The organism is Bradyrhizobium sp. RDI18 (assembly GCF_043203335.1).
Taxonomy (GTDB): Bacteria; Pseudomonadota; Alphaproteobacteria; order Rhizobiales; family Xanthobacteraceae; genus Bradyrhizobium; species Bradyrhizobium retamae.
Genome location: NZ_JBICRN010000001.1, coordinates 1 through 18,443 on the forward strand (window position 1 = coordinate 1; position 18,443 = coordinate 18,443).

An 18,443-nucleotide genomic window follows, 5' to 3' on the forward strand; every position below is an offset into this window, starting at 1 on the left:
TCCTTCAGGCAGCACCGGAATGAGCCGCTCGATTGTCATCTGCGACCAGACGCGCGTCGCGCGCTTGGCGCTGTCGGCCGCGAAATCGTTCTTTTTTGCGGCGATGATCGCATTCGCAACGGTAGCCTTGAGATCGCGCCCCGAGACCAGCGCCTTCGTCGCGTCATCCGCTTTGGCGTCGCGCTTCGTCCAGTCGTCACGCACCTCCGCATGGCGGCTTCCGACAGCACGCCACGCCGATAAGATGTGTTCAGGATTTCGAACGGGTCGTAGGGCCAGCCAAAGCAGCGCGTAGTTTGATCTCATCCAGGCCAAGCGTTTCGCCATGCGCCGACGATTTTCCAAGCTTTATTCGGCGAGCCATAGCCGATCTGCGTCTTGCACGCGATCAACCACGGCTTCGAATGATCAGCCTTCGCCGTCTTGATCGCTGCTGAAATCGCCGCCGCGTCATGACCGTCGACGCGGATCGTATTCCAGCCAGACGCCTCGAAGCGCTTCACCTCACTGTCCGACACGGCAAGGCTCATCGCGGTCGATGGTGATCGAGTTGTCGTCCCAGAACACGATCAGCTTGCCGAGCTTCAAATGTCCAGCCAGCGAGATCGCTTCCCGGCTAATGCCTTCCATCAGGCAGCCGTCACCGGCGATGACATAAGTGTGGTAATCGGCAAGATCTGAGCCGACCCGCGCCGCGAGCAGCTTCTCCGAAATCGCCATGCCAACCGCGCGACGCCTTGGCCCAGCGGCCCCGTCGTCGTCTCGATGCCTGGTGCATGACCATATTCCGGGATGGCCCGCTGTCTGCGATCCGAACTGCCGGAAATTCCTTGATCTCCTCGATCGTCATTTCCCGGATAGCCGGTAAGAGATAAAGGAGCGAATAAAGAAGCATCGAGCCGTGACCAGCCGAGAGAACGAAACGATCCCGGTTGGCCATTGTGGCGCGCTGGCGTCGAACTTCAGCGCCTCGGTGAAGAGGACCGTGGCAACGTCCGCCATCCCCATCGGCATGCCCGGATGCCCGGAATTGGCAGCCTGAACCGCATCCATCGAGAGAGCGCGGATGGCGTTAGCCATGTCCTTGAGGCTCGGCGAGGATGTCTCCGCCACGACTTGAGCTTTGCTCATTATCTTACTTAAGGCCGTTCCGGCGGCCGCCGCTGGCGCGCTGTAAAGTGGTGGGACACGGGGATCTACCGCGCGCGCAATGGTAGCGCGCATTGACTGGGCGTTTTAGGCCCCGCCGCCACGGACCGGAGCAAGGTCACGCTCAGGACGCGATACCGCCCGCCTTCGCGCCTTGCTCTCCCGCTGACCTTTGGACCGCGTTGGGTCTTCTCAAGCATCTGTGCCAGCTTGGCCTCCTCGACCTCGTCCTCGCGGAAGAGCTGAGCATGGCCTGAGACCGTCCGAGCCCGTTCCAAGAGCTTCTCGACATCGGTCGCGAGCTTGTAACTTGGTCAGATGCCGCCTGTCATACCCGGAGTGGAAGCGTCCGGGTCGGTGCAGGATAGCCACACGCTCAGAATACTTAGTCCAAGCATCAGCGTCCTCGAGATCGAGAGACGCGAGAAACGCCCCGCGCCGCATCGCCGCAACGCCGAGATCGAGAAGCTCAGTAGGCATGCATGCGATCCCGCGCCCGCGCATAGATCGGCACATGCGGATATGCGTCTTGACGATTTCCGCCGCACGTACCGACGCTTCGACGTCGTCGATGGCCAACACGAAGGGCTTTCGCCTTGTCCGTTTGCGCAGCCTCCAGCAACCTCCGGCCGACTTGCATCGCCATAGAAGGCCTTGTTGCCGAACCGTTTGACGAAATCCACCTGCTCGACGCTGATGTCGAGCGCCGTAAACGGCACGCCTTTGGCGCGCAACACGCGGGCCACATCTGGCCGAACCGGCCGAAGCCATAATAACCACATGCCCGTCGCTGTCAGGCAGCGGATCGAATGCCCAGAATCTCGACCTTCGACTTCTTCGAAAATAGCCGGTCGACGCCCAGCAACAGCGGCGTCATCGCCATCGACAGCGTTACGATGACCGCCATAATCTGCGACGAGCCACTGCCCAGCACACCCGCCGCTTGCCCAACCGACAGCAAAACGAATGCGAATTCGCTGCCCTGCGAAAGCGCGAACGCTAAAGCCGTCGCGCCGGCCCCGCCTCAAGCCCCTGCCAGCGTCCGAGCAGATATAGAATGACCGACTTGACCACGATCAGTGTGAGAGTTGCCGATATGATCAGCGCCGGCGCCGAAATCAGCAGACCGAGATTGATGACATGCTGATCGCAGTGAAGAAGATGCCAAGCAGCAAGCCCTGGAACGGCGCAATGTCGGCTTCAAGTTCATGTCGATAGCTGCTCTGCGAGCAGCGCACCCGCGATGAAAGCGCTAAGAGAGGCTGAAAGCCCCACAGCTTCCATGATCAGCGTGATGCCGACGACCGTCAGCAGCGCTGCAGCGGTCATCGCTTCCTTGACGCGCGACCCGTTCCACGAGGCGCAGCAACGCATCGAGAACATACTGACCTACGACCACGAAGACCAGGAAGGAACGATCATCCCCAAGCCCCGCGGCAAAATAATCGATCCCAGTATGGGTCTTGACTGCCGACACGGCGAAGTACGGCGCCAAAGCGATCAGCGGAATGGCCGCGATAACCTGAAACAACAGCGAATGGGAGAACCCTAAACGGCCGTGCCGGGTCGAGAGCTCGGCCGTTCTCTTCCATCACCTGAAGTGTAAATGCCGTCGAAGACAACGCCAGCGCCGTCCCGGCAAAACAGAGACGGTTGCCATTCGCTGCCCAGGAAGAAAATGCCGACGCACGCCAGCGCAAGGCCTGTAATGGCTACCCGCAGCGTTCCGAGCCCGAAAATGGCCTGACGCATGGCCCATAATCGCCGCGGACGAAGCTCCAGACCGATTAGGAAAAGGGATAGAACGACGCCGAATTCGGCGAAGTGCAGAACCTGCTCGGCGTCCTGCACGGAAAACATGCGCCCAATGCCGTAGGACCGAGAATGACGCCGGCAACCAAATAGCCAAGCACAGCGGCTATGCCGAGCCACCGATGAAGCGGAGCAGCAAGCGCCAACGCGGCCAACAAGATTGCCAGTTCATTCAGTGTCACATCGTCCCCCGTTGTCGCGGTGCCCTCGCGTTCAAGCGCAACTTAAGCAAAGATCTCCAATACGCCACCCCGCGCCGTTGTGGGTGAGCAATAACCCAAATCTGGACCACCAATGAACGTGGACCTGGCTGACGCGCACAGAATTTCACGTCTCGCCTCGCAGCAGGTGCGACACATTGAAGTCAATGGATTATTGGCCGCCGCCGAAGGAAATCCGCCGAGAGGAATTCGATATTTCAGTCTGAAAGTTCCACAGGCATGGACGCGCATCGACGACGAGGCCGCCGATCTCTTGCCAACCGTCAGTACCATCGCGAAACCATGAGACATTGGTATAACCAAAGCTCAGCGCCCGTTTCGCGGCATTCCAGCTCATCCAGAAGTTTCGGAGACAGAAAAGACCAGCGGCTTTGCTTGTCCCCGGCAGTGAGCTTTTCTAGATTGTGCTTAAAATAATTCCCATACGTTTGACGGAGCCCCATAGCCGACGTTGGGCCAGAGACCGCATTGATGGTCATGCGCGGTCCCCGCCAGATCGGGCGGCAGCCCTGCGGGCTGGCGGATGGGGATAAACGTCGATAAACACCGCGTGACCCTCGGACCAGACTTCGCGGTCTAGTTGCTTGATAGGACCGTCGTAGCGCCCCTTCGGGGGGAAGCGTCAACGGCAACCGCGCGACCGATATTGTCGGTGCGATAGCCATTCGGCCGGGCGGCGGCGGCCGAGGGGCGACGGGCCCGGAAACATCTTCGGCCAACACGCGATCAACGGAGACGAGGGTAAGACGGCCCAACGTACTTGATGCCGCGATCAACGCCGCCAAAAACGCTGGGCAAGGCCGATTTCAGCGGCATCCGGGAACTCCAATGACAAAGAATAGGCCCCACTGTCGCCAAACGATGATGAATGGGCAATATCACTAATGCGTTTTTGCTCAGGGCGTAGCAGCCGCTGGCGCTGGTGTCGTCGCGGCCGCATTCGACGGCGCCGGCAGATCAGCTTCCGACTGTCGCGTGCGGCTTGGTCACCATCTCGGTTGAGGTATCATCATCGACAAGCAACGGGACGCCGTAGTCGAGCAGCACCTTGTCGTGATGTCGGCACGGCGCTTGCGGATTACCTCCTGTACAGAGTCGCCGCTTCCAGCGTTGTCGTCTCCGTTGCGCACGCCCATCGTGATGCGGAAAGCGATACGTGCAGCTCCGTTGTCTTTGACGAGGGGAACACAACCAGCGGGTCGCCATCCCGCTTCGCCCAATAGGCTGCCATCGGTCCTCCCCACAGAATACCGGCTGCAATGTCACCCTTGCGGATATCATTCATCATGTTCACGGCGGCGATCGACGATCAATGGATAGCCGTGGACGCGGTCAGTCCGTATTTCGCTGTGAGCGTAGCGCCGGCCGAGCCCTGCTGCATGCCGATGCGCTCGGTAAAGACGCGGATCGCTGCTGAGCGATTCAACGCCGTCGAGACCGGTCCCCTTCTTGTAAATGAGCGCGGAGGTCGAACGATAAATGGCGTTGGCGCTGAGCACCATGTCAGCACGCGCGCCTTTGCCCTCACACCAAGGATCACCAGATCGCAGCGCTTATGCTGGAGCGTCATGCGAATGAAGCCCGTTGCCTTAGGAAACCACGTATAAAACGACAGGAAGCTCTGTTTGCGAAGTTCGTCGCCGATAATGTTTATGATCTTGTTTTCGAAGCCTTCGCCTTTCAGGTTCGAAAGGGAAGATCGGGTCGGCGCAAACGCGAAGCTCTTTGCGATTGACGAGATCGGCCTTGAGTTTCAGCGGCCTGCGCCGCGCTCATGAATGCAGAGATCATCGACAGGGTCGTCGCGATCATTCCGAGCGCCAAAGTTGGCGCCGAGAAGTTCGAAATCTTGAGCGCTTGTTTCCTCACGTGAGTGAATCTTTTTGTTATTATGGTGGCGTGAACGTCGCGGCCCCTTGATATGGACTGGGGGCACGTCGCGCTTGTGACCCGCCCCCGACCTTACTGAATGCCGATAACGGGGCTGCATCACGCGACACCGACGCGCGAGGCAGGCTTCCTCATATGAGAAGGTCGGGAAAAGCCCAGACCTCAGCCGGTAGTCGTCGGCAGGCAGCTTTGGCTTCCCGGCGAGATGTCTTCACGGCCATTCGGGCGACCCGGTGAGGCCAGTCTTCGGATCGGTTGCGTAGTAGGAACGGGCTTTCTTGATGTAGGTATAGTCGATGTAGCACATGATGTTCTTATCTTCGCCGAACGCCGGCATGACGAACAGCATCGCGGTTCACCTTTCGGCCACTCGAAACGGTCGCGTCGAAGGTATTGTAATCCATCGTCTTCAGCGAGTTCATGAGAGCCGGAGCGAACGTGCTGCCCAAAGCACCTGACCGTGGCACGGCAGGCGTCGTGATAACGAGATTGCCGCCCAGGTACCCCAGTCAACCATATAGTCTTTCGTCACGACCGGCACAGGATCGCCGTCCTGCATAGGCGATACCGCCGTTTCATTCCACCCAATTTGATGCCGTCCTTCGCCAGTTCACTGACGGGTTCGATAGATGGCATCGCCATCGGGCTTTGAACGCGGGTGCGGGCGGATCGTCCGGATTGGGAGCGGCATCTTCCGCAACTTGAATCAGCTTCGGGCAGCGGAGCCGCCGCGTGTGTTTCTGTCTGTCTTCGTCTGCTCCTTCGCAGCGGCAGCGCCTGCAGCCCCGAACGTCATCAATGCGACTGCAAGTGTCTTAATCAACTTGTTCACGAGGATCCTCTTCTCCCTGATTGAATTGCGTGGGTCGCCACCGCCCATTGATCTTTTTTGGAGCCCTTTTTCCGAATGGGCTCCTTGTTGCTGTCCGATAGAACAGTGCGCAGGATAAATACCTTCGCAAACTTGCCTGTTAGACTATTACAAATTGTCGCCCTCGTAGCAGATTGTGCCATTTTTGAAAGATGTTTTTTGGCCACTGCATACCTGGCGTACTTTTCACGGCAAGAGCCGGCACGGGTTGCCCCGCACCGGCTCCTTTTATGTCTAGGCTCGAGCCTATGGAGAGCCGGCAACACAGTGAGCATACCGAGGTCGGCACCTGGCGTCGCCAGCGTGAGCGCACTGGGGTAGGCACCGAGACCGTCGGTCGGGTTCGTCAAGCCAGCAGCTAGACCGATACCGGCCCAGCCACCAACGCCCGAAAGCACAGCAACATACTGCTTGCCATCGTGCATGTAGGTCATCGCGTTGCCGATGATGCCCGACGGCGTCTTGAACTTGTAAAGCTGCTTGCCGGTCTTCTGGTCGACGGCCTTGAAGTAGCCTTCGAGCGTGCCGTAGAAGGCGACGCCACCAGCCGTCGTCAGAGCACCTGACCACACCGAGAACTGCTCGGCTTCGACCAGACGATCTTACCCTTGGCGCCGTCCCACGCGATGAAGTTACCCATGCGCTCCGGCTTATCCGGGCCAGGGAACATCGAAAGCGTGGCGCCGACGAACGGCTGACCAGCCGTGTACGAGACCTTGAACGGTTCGTAGTCCATGCAGACGTGGTTCGTCGGTACGTAGAACAGGTCCGTCAGCTCCGAATAGGAAGCCGGCTGCTGATCTTTCCTTCGCGCCCGAGACGCAGGGCAGATGCCCTTCGTGTTGAAGTCCGCGCCGTCTGCGAAGGTCGAGTACTTCTTCACGCGGATCGGACGGCCGTAGTTCGGGCTCGACTTGTCGAGATCGATGCCGGTCGCCCAGTTGACGACCGGATCATACTTCTCGGCAACGAGCGGTTCGCCCGTGACGCGATCGAGCGTATAAGCAAAGCCGTTACGATCGAAGTGGTCGTCGACTTTGCGCTCCTTGCCCTTGATATCCATCGTCGGCGAGGATCGGCTCGTTGATGCCGTCATAGTCCCACTCGTCGAACGGTGTCATCTGGTAGGCCCACTTGGCGATACCGGTGTCGACGTCACGCGCGAAATAGGTCATCGACCACTTCTGATCGATCGGCTTGCCATCCGGTCCTGCACGCTGAACCGGGTTCCAGGTCGAGGGTTGCCCGTGCCGTAGTAGATCAGGTTGAAGCCGGGATCGTAGGCCATGTAGCCCCAGGTCGAACCGCCGCCGATCTTCCACTGATCGCCGTTCCAGGTCTTGAGCGAAGAATCTTGCCGACCGGCTTGCCGAGCGACATGGTCTTCTCCGGGTCGATAAGCATGTCGGCGTCCGGACCCATCGAGTAGGCGCGCCAGACTTTTTTGCCGGTGTTGATGTCGTAGGCGGTTAGATAGCAGCGAACGCCGAATTCGGCGCCCGAGATACCGACGATGCACCTTGTCCTTGACGACAAGCGGAGCACATGTGCCCGTTCCTCACGCCCATTCTTCGGATCGCCGTCGACGACCTTCCACAGTTCCTTGCCCGTCTTGGCATCGAGAGCGACGAGCGTGGTATCGGCCTGGTGCAGGAAGATCTTGCCTTCAGCGTACTGTACGCCGCGGTTGACCGTGTCGCAGCACATGACGGGGATAACTGACGGGTCCTGCTTCGGCACGTACTTCCAAATGATCTTCTGTTCGTGCGCGAGATCAGGGCATAGACGATGTTCGGAAATGCGGCGTGACCACGTACATGACATCGCCGACGACGAGCGGGCCGCCTTCATGGCCGCGAAGCACGCCGGTCGAGAACGTCAAGCCACCTTGAGCTGGCCGACGTTTTTCCGTCGTGATCTGGTCCAGCTTGGAGTAGCGGGTGTACCAGCACTAGTCACCGGACTGATGCGCCCAGTTATTCGGTCTTCGCTCGACAACTTGATCACATCCTCGTTCGCCCATGCCGACGCAGAATGCGGCAGTTGCGAGCAAGCCCGCATGCGAATGCACTTTGCGCATCGCGCTTCCTCCGTTTAAGACAAATGTCTTGCCACGCTTGTACAAGTCGATCCGCGGGACTGCCGATATCTCCCTGCTCTGATCTCGGGTTTTTGCGGGATTTCTTCCTGTTTGCCCGGCCGGAGCAGGTGGTCTTCACGGCTTAATGGCAGAAACCGGTAGTCCGCGTGAACGGGGCATGCCGATACTTTTTTCTAGCCGCGACACGTTTAAGTGCGACGATCATTCTCCTGCGGCAAATTAGGACAACCCTTCTGACCCAAAAACCCTGTGTTTATGGGGGAAAATTGCGTCGCAGCAAAAATGGTGCGCCTTACGCATTTAATTGTTCCCGAATGTGAAAAATCGCGGCATCCGATCACAAAAACTCGCTGCGTGAAGGCGTAAATTCAAATGCGTGCGGAAAGAGGCATACTCAGGAGCCGCAATCAATCCAGGCTCAATATGCATGACCGATTATCCCTTCGCCATTGAAAAACCTTCCCAAAAGATTTTCTCCGAGGTGCCGCGCTGACAGCGCTGCTACCGCTCCTGCCCCGGGTCTCGCGCGCCGAGGCCGAGCGGATCGGTGTCCTTGAAATCGCTCCAGGAATTTTTCGTTCACGTCGGCAAATACCAGCTCGTGAACAAGGCCAACCGGGGCGACATCTCCAATCCGTGTTGTATCGTCGGCTCTGAGGCGGCTGCCGTCATCGACACCAGCGGATCATTCGCTATGGGAAGCGATCTCCACGCCGCCATCAAGCAGATCACGGACAAGCCCATTCGTTCGTGATCAACACGCACATGCATCCCGATCACGTCATGGGCAACGCCGCCTTCAAGGCGCCGAACCTGGAATTCGTGGGCCATTACAAGCTTCCCGCCGCACTTTATGCGCGCAAGGAAAAGCCATCTGGCGAATGCCCGCGAGCGCCTCGGCGAAGCGGCAACTTCGCTAAAGGCACCGAAATCATCCCGCCCACGGTGCTCATCAAAGACACTCTCGAACCCTCGACCTTGGCAGGGTGACCGACTCAAAGCCCGGCCGACAGCTCAATACACCGACAATGACTTGACGATCCACGACCAACCGACTGGGACGTTCTTTATGGGCGATCTCTTGTTCTCGGGGCGCATTCCGACGCTCGATGGCTCAATCGTCGGCTGGCTCAAGCTCATTCCCGAATTGATTGGAAAAAGCCAAGCGCGCCGGGTCCCAGGGCACGGCCAAAGTCCATGGCCTGACGCCATCCTGCCCGTGCAGCTCTACCTGACCGTCCTGGCGACCGACGTCCGTAAGATGATCAAGGACAGGAAAAACTTGCTCGAACAGAGCGTCGCGACGGCGGCGCAGTCCGAGCGGATAGAATGGGCCCCTTTTCGTGTAGGCACAATCCGCGCAACGTCACAGCGCCCATACCGAACTTAGAGTGGAATGAAAGATAATGGCGCCGGGTCCGGCCGACTTCGGGGAGTCGGCGGGGGCAACAAAAGCAGCGCAATTCGCCTTCAACCTGCGCGCGGCGCGTTTTTGACCTTTTCCTGGAATTCCGGCGCGTGGGTCCACGACGTCTCACTGCCCTTCAGGCCGACTGAGATCAGCGTCTCAGCTTCTTCCTGCGCATAAGGCAGAATGTTTGCGATCTCGTCGATCGAGCACGAGCACTTTTTCATAGCATCGGCCGCGTCTGACCATTGACGGCCATGCACGTAAACATAGTCGGCGCGTGCAACGGTCGGATAGTCGTTCGCCGGCAATTCCTGCGCCCATAAGTGCGTCGTGAAACCTGGAACGAGAACGCCGCAATCGCGAGAAAACCGCTCGCGCCGGCATTCACAAGACGGCTTTTATTTGACGTCTCCTACACCATCAAGGGTCAACGTCTCTTTGAGCGACGGACCTTTTTTGTCGTTGTTCGTATAGTCCGGAAACCATCTTCGCAAAATGGCCGGGATCTTGTCCGATAGCGCAATGGTGAATACCGAGCCCTCGAAGCCGTTCATGCGTGCCTTCGCCAGATCGTTGATATAGGGCGGAGGCTCACGCGAAACCATCGACGGATTGCCCTTTAGCGTCGATCTTCACCGGCGCAATCTTCGCGTCCTGCGCCAAGCTCTTCTTGAACATGTTCTTGAGATAGGCACCGTCGCCACCGGCAAGAAGCCTGAAATGCGCCACCGCATCGTCGAGGTAGACGACGAGCAGCGGATTGCCATCCATGTCGGTGATTTCTTGCGGATCTCGCGCGCGGTCACCCGAATAGATCTGCAGCCGAACGTTCTTTTTTGCCCGAGCCGCCATCGCTCTCTCGACCGTCAGCGTAATGTTATCGGAAAAGCCGGGTCCCAAGGTCTTCGGATCCGATGGCGTGCGCCTCGAACTTGTCGACGAGGTTCGTACCCGGCGCGACGGACGCAATGAGAGCCGTTCGAACAGAATGTCGGCCGGCTTTGGAGTTTCCTCCGCCGATACGCTGGCCGACGCCATGCACGCTGCCGCAAGAGCTGCCAGACCGGCATAACGGAATGAAAACTTGGACATAAAGGGCGATCCTCTAGATCGTCTAGGTAATTTTTCCCGGCTATGAAGCGGGACATGGATCGCTTGAACAGAGATTGAAGAGAAATCTGCCAAACACCGCAGGGCCGCTTGCCGGGTTGCAAAACATCCCGAAAGTTGCCGGAAGAACAGCAACTCACAACTTACAAGCCGGTAACCCTGCAAAATTTAACGAAGAAACTTACCGAAGGCGCGCGGCCCGTCAACGGCTGCCCCCTCCCCGTAACGGCGAGCTTGAGGATCGATGCGAAGCAAAACGTCTTCGCCCCAGCACGGGACGTAAACATTTTTTCGCCGGCATCGGCTTCAATCCCTTCCGCATGATCGCACGTGTCGATCCGCTTGACCGGAGCGAGCGTCGCCAGATCGAAAACCGTAACCGTCCCTCCGTATTGGTCCGTAACGAACCCTTTCCCCTGCGCAAGCGCCACAGCATAAGGCCGACGCCCTGTCTTGACGCTGCCAACGACTTTCCGCGCTGCAATATCAATAACGGTTGCGTCGTCGCTCTTGACGTTCGCGGTATAGGCACGCTCGCCACGCATGTCGATCGTAATGCCGAAAGGACGCTTGCCGACCGGAATTGATGCCAGCACTTTACGGCTCGCAACATCAACGATCGAAATCGCATCGCTGTCGCGATCCGCTGACAGGAGCAATTTTCCGTCGGGCGTCACGGCGAGGCCCGATGGCGGTCACCCACCTGACCTCTCCAACAACGGTCAGGCTCTTCTATCGACGATCGAACTTTATGCGTATACCAGTCGGCGTAGACCTCCGGTCTGCCCGGATTGGCTGCGATCCCGAGCGGTCCGCCGTCAAGAAAAAGCCGCCGCTTCACCTTGCGCGCAACGGCATCAACCTCGATCAGCTCCTTGCTGTCGGGTGCCGTGATGTAAAGCAGTCCCCTTATCGGCGGAAAGCGCGATGCCGGCAGGCTTGCGGTCACGGTCAGCCGCTCCGTTTCCTTCATCGTATCAAGATCGACAAAGGACAGCGTATCGGACGTCTGATCCGTCAACAGTGCTTCGTGCGCCGACACAGGCAAGGCCATCGCGCATACCGCGATCAGGCCTTGCCAAGTTTCAAAGGCGCAATTTATGTGCGATTTTGCGCACTCAGCCGCCGCTCTCGACCTTCTTTTTCAAGTCCTGGAGACCTTGCTTGTAGAGGTCAGTCGGCGGCCTTGAGCGCCACTTCGTCCGTCAGGTTCGGCGGCGGATCGTTCAGCATGTAGCCGCGATAGAAACCACCCCACCACGTCACCGTCGACTTATCGGCGCCGTCAGCTTCAACTGTAATGTGCGAGGAGTAATCGTTGACAGGTAGAACCTTCACATCGACCTTCGTGATCTCGTAGGCGTACATGTGATCTTCCGGGTTGTACTTGTCGAGCATCTCATCGACCGTACCACCGTTCTTGAGTGTGAGCGTCCGCGTGGCGTTAACTTCGTTGCCGCCCTTGCCTTCGGTCTTGGCGACGATACCGAGCCAGCTCATGTCCTGGAAGTTACCGACGACCTTCCAGACTTTGTCGACCGGCGCGTTGATCTCAATTGTTTCCGTTACCTTCTGGCGGCTCGGACCATGTGCCCAAGCTGCCCCAGCGAGCGAGAGCGGCGCAGTCCGACGATCGTTGCGGCGATCACCAAGCGTTTCAGCATGCATTTCCTCCGGAGATTTCTGGTGTGGGACCCAGCCCTGAGCCCAACAACGAGCGGGCGGACATTATGCGTGTTCAGGATAGACGGAAAGACGGCAAAATGTGTCGCATTCGATCTGCCCCTTCGCTGTGCTTGACCGTTAGCGTCGCGTTGTTTTACCTGCGCCAGCGTACTTTGGTCGAATCCGCGGCCGAGAGGCTCTGGGTCCATGAGGAGCTCGATTTGGAATCCGAAAAGTCGAGGAACGGCGCGAACCATTTTGAGAACGTCGCCTGCCCGTTTTGTGGCATCCTTTGCGATGATCTCGATATCGGCCCTTCCGGTGATGGACTGAAAGTCCTCAAGAACGGCTGCGTAAAATCTGTTGCCGGGTTCGAGCGACCGCTCAGCGAACCGAAACCGCAGATCGATGGCAAGGACGTTACGCTCGACGAAGCCGTCGCTGCCGCTGCCCGCCTCATCAATGAGAGCCGTCTGCCGATCTTCGGCGGACTTGGCACCGACGTCGACGGTATTCGCGCGGCCATTGCCCTCGCTGAAAAAGGCGGCGGCATCGTTGATCATGCGCTGAGCGATGGACAGTAATCGCAATTTCCGTGTGCTCCAGTCGACGGGCTGGGTTTTGACGACGCTGACAGAAGCCCGCAACCGCGCCGATCTCTTCATCGTTGCGGGCAGCGATATCCATCAGCATCACCCGCGCTTCTTCGAGCGCATCGTGTGCAACGAAGCCTCGATGTTTGCCGACGATCCGCCGAAGCGGACCGTTGTGTTCCTTGGCGATCAGCTCGATCAGTCCGCAGTAAAAGGCAAACGCATCGGCGAAGTTCTCTCGCTGCCGCGTTCAGCCCGATCGCATCGCCGAAATTCTCGACGCCATGCGCGCCATGAACAAGGGCGGCACTGTCTCGGGCGATAGCATCGGTGGTCTGCCGCGCACCGCCGTCGAAGATCTCCTCGCACGTTGTAAGGCAGCGAGCTACGGCGTCATCATCTGGGCGCCGCCGAGCTTGACCTTCCCGAACGCTGATCTCACCGTCCAGGCGATCTCCGAGTTCGTCAAAGAGATCAACCTGACCTCGCGTTTCGCCGGCCTCTCTTGGCGGCCATGACGGCGCAACTTCTGCCGGCGCGGTGTGTAGCTGGCAGTCAGGTTTCCCGCTGCGCGTATCATATGCGTCCGGAAAACCCGACTATGACCCCGAACGTTATTCGGCGAACCGTTTGCTCGCAGCAAAAGAAGGCGATCTGCTGTTGTGGCTCTCGTCGTTCTCGTCGAACATTACAGAGCCAGAGACGGACGTCCCGACGATCTTCCTCGGCGCACCTGGCATCGAAGCCGTCGCGCACACCGAAGGTCTATATTCCGGTGGGCACCCCGGGCGTCGATCACGCCGGCACAATGGTGCGCGTCGACAATGTCGTCTCACTGCCGTTGAGACAACTTCGCCAGTCGACGCTTCCGCGCGCGGCTGACGTCCTCGAAAAAATTGAAGCTGCCCTTTAAGGCACAAATCCGAGATCGCGAATGCTCATCAAGCTCACCGGCGGCAAAGTCTACGACCCGGCGAATGGGGTCGACGGCGAAGTCCGCGATATCTTCATCGAGGACGGCCGCATCGTCTCCCCGGATCGAATGCCAAGATCGCGCAGCGAATATGCGCTCACGGCAGAGTGATCAGGCCGGCGGAATCGACCCTCACTCGCACATCGGCGGCGGCAAGATGACGATCGCCCGCATGATGCTGCCCGAAGATCATATGCACGACACCGTTGCGCGCACCGATCTGACGCGCGCGGGCGTCGGCCATGCCGTACCGTCGACGATGCTGACCGGCTATCGCTACGCCGAAATGGGCTACACCGCGGCATTCGAGCCTGCGATGCTGCCTGCCAACGCCCGCCAGGCGCACATGGAGATGGCCGACACGTCGATCATCGACAAGGGCGCCTTCGTCATGCTCGGCTCGGATGACCTCTTCCTGCGCCAGCTCGCAGGCAAGAAAGACTTCTCCGCGATCAAGGATTACATCGCCTGGACGATGCACGCCGCGCAGGCGATCGCCGTCAAGGTCGTCAATCCCGGCGGAATCAGCGCCTTCAAGTTCAATCAGCGCAAGCTCGACCTGAACGAAAAGCACGTCTACTACGGCGTCACCCCGCGTGACATCATCGTGACGTTGGCCCGGGGGTTGAAGAACTCGGCGTCGTCCATCCTCTGCACGTCCACGGCTGCAATCTCGGTGTTCCGGGCGGCTATGAAACCACTCTCGAGACAATCAAGGGCGCCGAAGGCGCTGCCGGATCCATCTCACCTGCATTCAGTTCCACAGCTATGGAACTGAAGGCGATCTGAAGTTCTCGTCGGCCGCCGCCCATCGCTGAAGCGATCAACGACAACCCGAACGTCTCGTGCGACGTCGGTCAGGTCATGTTCGGCCAGACGTGCACGGCATCCGGCGACTCCATGCGCCAGTTCGTGACGTCCGTTCTGCCAACCCGAAGAAGTGGGTCGTGATGGACATCGAGCGCGACGCCGGTTGCGTGTCGTGCCGTTCAAGTATCGCGACAAGAGCTTCGTCAACGCGCTGCAGTGGGCGATCGGCCTGGAGCTGTTCCTGCTTGTCAACGATCCGTGGCGTCTCTTCCTCCGACCGACCATCCAAACGGCGGTCCGTTCACCTGGTATCCGCACCTCATTCGCCTGCTGATGGACAAAGCCTTCCGCAACGACATGATGCAGAAGATCAACCCGGACGCGCTGAAGTATTCGACGCTTGCCTCGCTCGATCGCGAATATTCGCTCTACGAGATCGCGATCATGACGCGCGCCGGTCCGGCTCGCAGCCTTGGCTTGAAGGATCGCGGCCACCTGGGCGTCGGCGCCTGGGCCGACATCACGGTTTATGAAGATAATCCCGACCGCGAGGCGATGTTCACGACGCCGGAATTGCTCTTCAAGAACGGCGAACTCATCGTGCGCAACGGCAAGATCATCAAGGTCGTCAACGGCGCAACGCACGTCGCACGGCCGTCGTACGATCCGTCGATCGAAAAATCTCTCAAACCATACTTGAAGATTATCACACGATCCGCATGGACAATTTCCGCCTCTCCGATGACGAGATTATCAACGGTGGCCGCGGCTCGCTGATCATCCAACCGACCGGGGCGCGCGTAGCATGAGCAAGACCGTTAACGGTATCTCGATCGACGATACGTTCGCCGAAGCCTTCGGCATGAGCGGCACCGGGATCATCATCACGGCCGACTCCATGAAGTGGGCGAAAATTGCAGCGACGGTTGCGACAGGCTTCGGCACCTCCGTTATCGGCGCAGGCGCTGAATGCGGTATCGACAAGGAACTGTCAGAGGACGAAACGCCGGATGGCCGTCCCGGCGTTCGCATCCTGATCTTCGGGTTTTCGCCGACGCCCTGCTCCTGCAGGTCCGCAATCGTATCGGCCAGTGCGTGCTGACGAGCCCCGGCTCGGCTTGCTATGCGGGCCTCAAGGCCGAAAAGACGATGCCTCTCGGAAAGGCGGCACCCCGTCTATTCGGCGACGGCTATCGACGGCTAAAAAACTCGGCGAAAGCCGCTACTGGCGCGTACCCGTCATGGATGGTGAGTTCATCATCGAAGAAGACACCGGCGTCACGACGGATGCTGTGGGCGGTGGCAACATGCTGATCGTCGGCCGCGACCGCAAAGGCCTTCTCGAAACGGCGGAGCACGCTGTCGAAGAGATCGCCAAGATCGACGACGTCATCACCCCGTTCCCCGGCGGCATTGTTCGTTCGGGCTCGAAGGTCGGTGCGAAATACGCTGGCATGCGCTTCGTCTAACGACGCGTTCTGCCCGACACTGCGCGGCACGATCAAGCACAGTGAGGTATCGCCCGATACCCTCGCAGTGCTCGAAATCGTCATCGACGGTCTGACGTCCAAATCCGTCGCCGACGCCATGCCGCGGGTCTCAAAGCCGTAACAGATGTCGGCGCCAGCCGCGGTGTTGCGCGGATCACCGCCGGCAATTACGGCGGCAAGCTCGGACAGCACCATTATCATCTGAAGGATCTGATCTGATGAGCGGCCTCACGCTGCGCTTTAAGGCGCCCGCGACGGAGCGGATCACTCTCGACGGCATCACGCCCTCTAAGCTCGCCGCGCTATCGTCCCACGAGATTGGCAAGCTGAACGTCGGCATCGAAAAGGGCGGCGTCGCCCTGGGCGATGCATTCGATATTTCCGGCAGCGCCGGCGATACCTTGACCATCGAAGGCGCAACGTCGGAAATTGATTTCGTCGGCGGCGGCCTCGATAGGCACAATCCGCGTCGTCGGCAACATCGGCTCGTTCGCTGCGCGCCTGATGACCGGCGGCAAAATCGAAGTTCGCGGCAATGTCGGTGACTATCTAGCGTCTGGTTCCACCGGCGGCATGATCCTCGTTTCCGGCAACGCCGGAGACAATCTCGGCGGCGTCGCGACCGGCGATCGTTTCCGGCATGCTCGGCGGTACGGTTGTCATCGAAGGCCACATTGGCGCCCGCGCCGGAGACAAGATGCGTCGTGGCGTTATCGTCGTCAAAAGGCAAGACCGGCCCAGGCGCAGGCTCACGCATGATCGGCGGCACCATCTGGGCGGAAGGCGGCTTCGGTGCCGAACCTGGTCTTATGATGCGCCGTGGCACACTGATCGGCCCGAGCGTCGAAAGCCTGCTGCCGACGTTCGTCGATTGCGGCAAACACGATCTCGTGATCCTGCGGGTCATCGCCCGCTATCTGAAGGAAACGCTTGGCCATCTAGCGCCTAAGCCCATGCCCTTGTTTGTCCAGAAGATTGGCGGCGACACTGCCACGATTGGGCGGGGCGAAATCCTGTTACCGGCGGCTTAAACTGCCGGCCTTGGGGCCGGCCGACATAAGAAACGGATTCCCGGTGCGTAGCGTCTCAGTATGATGACGCTTCAACGACACATCGCCCGGGAACCTCGCCATGATCGCCCTCATTTTGTCGGCTTGCTTGACGAACGATCCAAACGTCTGCCGCGACTATAAAATCCTGATTGATGCGAACGTCGACGCACGAACGTGCATGGCGCATGCCCAGCCACAGTTCGCCCGATGGTCTGCGGATCACCCCGGTTGGACGGTGAAACGCTGGCATTGCGGTCCGACCAGCAGAAGATAAGATCTGAGCTATCAAGCGGCCTGATTGTCAGGCGGTCCGATTATCGGCCTGACGTGGCGATCGAATACTTTTGCGAAGCCACGCTGCTGACTTCGATGACGAACTTTTGCCGGATCGCCCGCTCGAAATCACCGTAACCCAGCGCCGGCAGCACGAAACTGCTCGGACCGCCCATAACGTGCGCGCGATACCATTGTTCGAGCGGTGGCTTCCACCGGGAACGGCCTTCGGCAGCAGCGCTGAATCCTCGGGCGGTGTCGAGCAAAATCGGCAATCCGTTGATCGTCACACCATTGCTGACGAGTTCGTTGCGGACTTTATCGATCGGCTCCTCGGCGTTGCAATTGTCGGGACCGTCGCCCGAAACGTCGATGATGATGCGCGAGGCCTTCGCGGGAATCTGCGGCACGATCTTATCGTTCGCAGATCGCAGCATCCGCGTCATGCATGTGAATTCCCCGCCCTGCTGCGGCAGGGATCGCACGCGCTTCGCCGCAGCCAAGGCGTCAGCCTTGTTCGCAATCCTGATCCACGGAATGACGAACGACGGCGTGTCGGCCCACGTCACCATGGAAAACAGAATGCCGCCCGCCGAACCGCCGGTAATGGCATCAATGACGCCGGGATCTTCCAGCGCCTTCGCAATACCTTCCATCTGCAGCTTATAGCGGCCTTCGTCGACGGAGTTCGACACGTCGACAGACACAACCAGCGCCGTATCGACCGGCGGTCCTTCTTGCGCGTTGGCAGACGTCACAGCGAAACCAATGCCGGCGACAATAGCCAAGATCGCTGCGATGGTCGCTCGTCCCTGTCCGACAAAATTAAAAATGCGAGGCTCCTGCAGGCGCGAGCGCGGCGCGAACACCGAATTCACACAAGCCAGCAAACAGGCATGATTGCGCAAGCCATCTGCGCCGATCGTAATACTCGCGCTTGCTACGCACCATTCCCCAGTGAAGAGGCGTCCTTGTGCATCGCCACATATTTTCCGCCGCGCGAGAGATCTCGGACTAGGCCA

General features: G+C 59.2%; 23 protein-coding genes and 4 pseudogenes. 15 read left to right on the forward strand and 12 right to left on the reverse strand.

Features of this window, described 5'->3' with window-relative positions; translation table 11 throughout:
* Nucleotides 1-1,131 (reverse strand): annotated as a pseudogene (locus ACFXS9_RS00005) (thiamine pyrophosphate-dependent enzyme); the annotation flags it as partial.
* 1,300 nt (nt 1,132-2,431) lie between these two features.
* On the opposite strand from ACFXS9_RS00005, the gene ACFXS9_RS00010 reads away from it, so the two are divergent.
* A complete protein-coding gene (locus ACFXS9_RS00010; RefSeq protein ID WP_392683692.1) occupies nt 2,432-2,701 on the forward strand; it encodes a hypothetical protein in 270 nt (89 codons plus the stop codon).
* On the opposite strand, the gene ACFXS9_RS00015 is transcribed toward ACFXS9_RS00010, so the two are convergent.
* On the reverse strand, nt 2,698-3,009 hold the full coding sequence (locus ACFXS9_RS00015) for a cation:proton antiporter (protein ID WP_392683695.1): 312 nt from the start codon (nt 3,007-3,009) through the stop codon (nt 2,698-2,700). The genes ACFXS9_RS00010 and ACFXS9_RS00015 overlap by 4 nt on opposite strands.
* A gap of 246 nt (nt 3,010-3,255) precedes the next feature.
* Here ACFXS9_RS00015 and ACFXS9_RS00020 point away from each other — a divergent pair, with 246 nt between their 5' ends.
* Entirely contained in the window at nt 3,256-3,468 is a 213-nt protein-coding gene (locus tag ACFXS9_RS00020) for a hypothetical protein (RefSeq protein WP_392683698.1), read from the forward strand.
* A 991-nt stretch (nt 3,469-4,459) separates the two neighbouring features.
* On the opposite strand, the gene ACFXS9_RS00025 is transcribed toward ACFXS9_RS00020, so the two are convergent.
* From ACFXS9_RS00025 to ACFXS9_RS00035, 3 genes and pseudogenes are all read right to left on the reverse strand, one after another.
* Complete coding sequence (locus ACFXS9_RS00025) at nt 4,460-4,684, reverse strand: hypothetical protein (RefSeq protein WP_392683701.1); 225 nt, start codon at nt 4,682-4,684, stop codon at nt 4,460-4,462.
* Between the two features lie 599 nt (nt 4,685-5,283).
* Nucleotides 5,284-5,421, reverse strand: a complete 138-nt coding sequence (locus ACFXS9_RS00030) for a hypothetical protein (RefSeq protein WP_392683704.1) — start codon at nt 5,419-5,421, stop codon at nt 5,284-5,286.
* A gap of 785 nt (nt 5,422-6,206) precedes the next feature.
* A pseudogene (locus ACFXS9_RS00035) lies at nt 6,207-8,023 on the reverse strand (PQQ-dependent dehydrogenase, methanol/ethanol family); the annotation flags it as partial.
* Between the two features lie 574 nt (nt 8,024-8,597).
* On the opposite strand from ACFXS9_RS00035, the gene ACFXS9_RS00040 reads away from it, so the two are divergent.
* From ACFXS9_RS00040 to ACFXS9_RS00050, 3 genes are all read left to right on the forward strand, one after another.
* Complete coding sequence (locus tag ACFXS9_RS00040; RefSeq protein WP_392683707.1) at nt 8,598-8,798, forward strand: hypothetical protein; 201 nt, start codon at nt 8,598-8,600, stop codon at nt 8,796-8,798.
* Nucleotides 8,795-9,034 (forward strand): hypothetical protein, encoded by a 240-nt coding sequence (locus ACFXS9_RS00045; RefSeq protein ID WP_392683710.1) that lies wholly within the window; start codon nt 8,795-8,797, stop codon nt 9,032-9,034. The genes ACFXS9_RS00040 and ACFXS9_RS00045 overlap by 4 nt, the downstream gene beginning before the upstream one ends.
* A 79-nt stretch (nt 9,035-9,113) precedes the next feature.
* Nucleotides 9,114-9,434 carry a hypothetical protein gene (locus ACFXS9_RS00050; RefSeq protein ID WP_392683713.1) on the forward strand — a complete coding sequence of 107 codons (321 nt, stop codon included), beginning with the start codon at nt 9,114-9,116 and terminating at the stop codon, nt 9,432-9,434.
* A gap of 80 nt (nt 9,435-9,514) precedes the next feature.
* On the opposite strand, the gene ACFXS9_RS00055 is transcribed toward ACFXS9_RS00050, so the two are convergent.
* From ACFXS9_RS00055 to ACFXS9_RS00080, 6 genes and pseudogenes are all read right to left on the reverse strand, one after another.
* Nucleotides 9,515-9,763: a hypothetical protein gene (locus tag ACFXS9_RS00055; RefSeq protein ID WP_392683829.1), complete on the reverse strand. Its 249-nt coding sequence runs from the start codon at nt 9,761-9,763 to the stop codon at nt 9,515-9,517.
* A gap of 90 nt (nt 9,764-9,853) precedes the next feature.
* A complete protein-coding gene (locus ACFXS9_RS00060; RefSeq protein ID WP_392683715.1) occupies nt 9,854-10,060 on the reverse strand; it encodes a hypothetical protein in 207 nt (68 codons plus the stop codon).
* Nucleotides 10,047-10,700: a hypothetical protein gene (locus tag ACFXS9_RS00065; RefSeq protein WP_392683718.1), complete on the reverse strand. Its 654-nt coding sequence runs from the start codon at nt 10,698-10,700 to the stop codon at nt 10,047-10,049. The genes ACFXS9_RS00060 and ACFXS9_RS00065 overlap by 14 nt, the downstream gene beginning before the upstream one ends.
* Before the next feature lie 8 nt (nt 10,701-10,708).
* Nucleotides 10,709-11,242: a YncE family protein gene (locus ACFXS9_RS00070; protein ID WP_392683720.1), complete on the reverse strand. Its 534-nt coding sequence runs from the start codon at nt 11,240-11,242 to the stop codon at nt 10,709-10,711.
* Nucleotides 11,239-11,586, reverse strand: a complete 348-nt coding sequence (locus ACFXS9_RS00075; protein ID WP_392683723.1) for a YncE family protein — start codon at nt 11,584-11,586, stop codon at nt 11,239-11,241. The genes ACFXS9_RS00070 and ACFXS9_RS00075 overlap by 4 nt, the downstream gene beginning before the upstream one ends.
* 97 nt (nt 11,587-11,683) lie before the next feature.
* Nucleotides 11,684-12,233 (reverse strand): annotated as a pseudogene (locus ACFXS9_RS00080) (SRPBCC family protein).
* 146 nt (nt 12,234-12,379) lie between these two features.
* Here ACFXS9_RS00080 and ACFXS9_RS00085 point away from each other — a divergent pair.
* The 10 genes and pseudogenes from ACFXS9_RS00085 (at nt 12,380) to ACFXS9_RS00130 (ending at nt 17,127) form a co-directional block, all read left to right on the forward strand.
* Nucleotides 12,380-12,814 carry a hypothetical protein gene (locus tag ACFXS9_RS00085; protein ID WP_392683726.1) on the forward strand — a complete coding sequence of 145 codons (435 nt, stop codon included), beginning with the start codon at nt 12,380-12,382 and terminating at the stop codon, nt 12,812-12,814.
* Entirely contained in the window at nt 12,804-13,148 is a 345-nt protein-coding gene (locus ACFXS9_RS00090) for a hypothetical protein (protein ID WP_392683728.1), read from the forward strand. Before ACFXS9_RS00085 ends, ACFXS9_RS00090 begins: the two co-directional genes overlap by 11 nt.
* Nucleotides 13,117-13,341 carry a hypothetical protein gene (locus ACFXS9_RS00095; RefSeq protein WP_392683731.1) on the forward strand — a complete coding sequence of 75 codons (225 nt, stop codon included), beginning with the start codon at nt 13,117-13,119 and terminating at the stop codon, nt 13,339-13,341. Before ACFXS9_RS00090 ends, ACFXS9_RS00095 begins: the two co-directional genes overlap by 32 nt.
* Nucleotides 13,342-13,757: 416 nt before the next feature.
* Complete coding sequence (locus ACFXS9_RS00100; RefSeq protein ID WP_392683734.1) at nt 13,758-13,907, forward strand: hypothetical protein; 150 nt, start codon at nt 13,758-13,760, stop codon at nt 13,905-13,907.
* Nucleotides 13,888-14,574, forward strand: coding sequence for an amidohydrolase family protein (locus ACFXS9_RS00105; protein WP_392683737.1), 687 nt, complete (start codon nt 13,888-13,890; stop codon nt 14,572-14,574). Before ACFXS9_RS00100 ends, ACFXS9_RS00105 begins: the two co-directional genes overlap by 20 nt.
* A gap of 204 nt (nt 14,575-14,778) precedes the next feature.
* Entirely contained in the window at nt 14,779-14,940 is a 162-nt protein-coding gene (locus tag ACFXS9_RS00110) for a hypothetical protein (RefSeq protein ID WP_392683740.1), read from the forward strand.
* A complete protein-coding gene (locus tag ACFXS9_RS00115; protein WP_392683743.1) occupies nt 14,940-15,383 on the forward strand; it encodes an amidohydrolase family protein in 444 nt (147 codons plus the stop codon). Before ACFXS9_RS00110 ends, ACFXS9_RS00115 begins: the two co-directional genes overlap by 1 nt.
* Before the next feature lie 28 nt (nt 15,384-15,411).
* Nucleotides 15,412-16,315, forward strand: a pseudogene (gene fhcD, locus ACFXS9_RS00120) (formylmethanofuran--tetrahydromethanopterin N-formyltransferase).
* On the forward strand, nt 16,315-16,641 hold the full coding sequence (locus ACFXS9_RS00125; protein WP_392683746.1) for a hypothetical protein: 327 nt from the start codon (nt 16,315-16,317) through the stop codon (nt 16,639-16,641). The pseudogene fhcD and the gene ACFXS9_RS00125 overlap by 1 nt, the downstream one beginning before the upstream one ends.
* 210 nt (nt 16,642-16,851) lie before the next feature.
* Entirely contained in the window at nt 16,852-17,127 is a 276-nt protein-coding gene (locus ACFXS9_RS00130) for a hypothetical protein (RefSeq protein ID WP_392683749.1), read from the forward strand.
* Nucleotides 17,128-17,462: 335 nt separating this feature from the next.
* Here the strand turns inward: ACFXS9_RS00130 and ACFXS9_RS00135 are convergent, their stop codons facing one another.
* Nucleotides 17,463-18,209, reverse strand: coding sequence for a DUF1194 domain-containing protein (locus ACFXS9_RS00135; protein ID WP_392683752.1), 747 nt, complete (start codon nt 18,207-18,209; stop codon nt 17,463-17,465).
* Nucleotides 18,210-18,443: the final 234 nt, after the last annotated feature.

Excerpts from the sequence above, each read along its gene's own strand:
- ACFXS9_RS00100 (WP_392683734.1), top strand. The coding sequence starts at position 13,758 with ATGCTCATCAAGCTCACCGGCGGCAAAGTCTACGACCCGGCGAATGGG.
- ACFXS9_RS00050 (WP_392683713.1), top strand. The coding sequence starts at position 9,114 with ATGGGCGATCTCTTGTTCTCGGGGCGCATTCCGACGCTCGATGGCTCA.
- ACFXS9_RS00090 (WP_392683728.1), top strand. The coding sequence starts at position 12,804 with ATGGACAGTAATCGCAATTTCCGTGTGCTCCAGTCGACGGGCTGGGTT.
- ACFXS9_RS00115 (WP_392683743.1), top strand. The coding sequence starts at position 14,940 with ATGGACAAAGCCTTCCGCAACGACATGATGCAGAAGATCAACCCGGAC.
- ACFXS9_RS00105 (WP_392683737.1), top strand. The coding sequence starts at position 13,888 with ATGCGCTCACGGCAGAGTGATCAGGCCGGCGGAATCGACCCTCACTCG.
- ACFXS9_RS00025 (WP_392683701.1), bottom strand. The coding sequence starts at position 4,684 with ATGGTGCTCAGCGCCAACGCCATTTATCGTTCGACCTCCGCGCTCATT.
- ACFXS9_RS00010 (WP_392683692.1), top strand. The coding sequence starts at position 2,432 with ATGATCAGCGTGATGCCGACGACCGTCAGCAGCGCTGCAGCGGTCATC.
- ACFXS9_RS00130 (WP_392683749.1), top strand. The coding sequence starts at position 16,852 with ATGATCGGCGGCACCATCTGGGCGGAAGGCGGCTTCGGTGCCGAACCT.
- ACFXS9_RS00015 (WP_392683695.1), bottom strand. The coding sequence starts at position 3,009 with ATGTTTTCCGTGCAGGACGCCGAGCAGGTTCTGCACTTCGCCGAATTC.
- ACFXS9_RS00125 (WP_392683746.1), top strand. The coding sequence starts at position 16,315 with ATGAGCGGCCTCACGCTGCGCTTTAAGGCGCCCGCGACGGAGCGGATC.
- ACFXS9_RS00095 (WP_392683731.1), top strand. The coding sequence starts at position 13,117 with ATGAACAAGGGCGGCACTGTCTCGGGCGATAGCATCGGTGGTCTGCCG.
- ACFXS9_RS00060 (WP_392683715.1), bottom strand. The coding sequence starts at position 10,060 with ATGGTTTCGCGTGAGCCTCCGCCCTATATCAACGATCTGGCGAAGGCA.
- ACFXS9_RS00030 (WP_392683704.1), bottom strand. The coding sequence starts at position 5,421 with ATGCTGTTCGTCATGCCGGCGTTCGGCGAAGATAAGAACATCATGTGC.
- ACFXS9_RS00020 (WP_392683698.1), top strand. The coding sequence starts at position 3,256 with ATGAACGTGGACCTGGCTGACGCGCACAGAATTTCACGTCTCGCCTCG.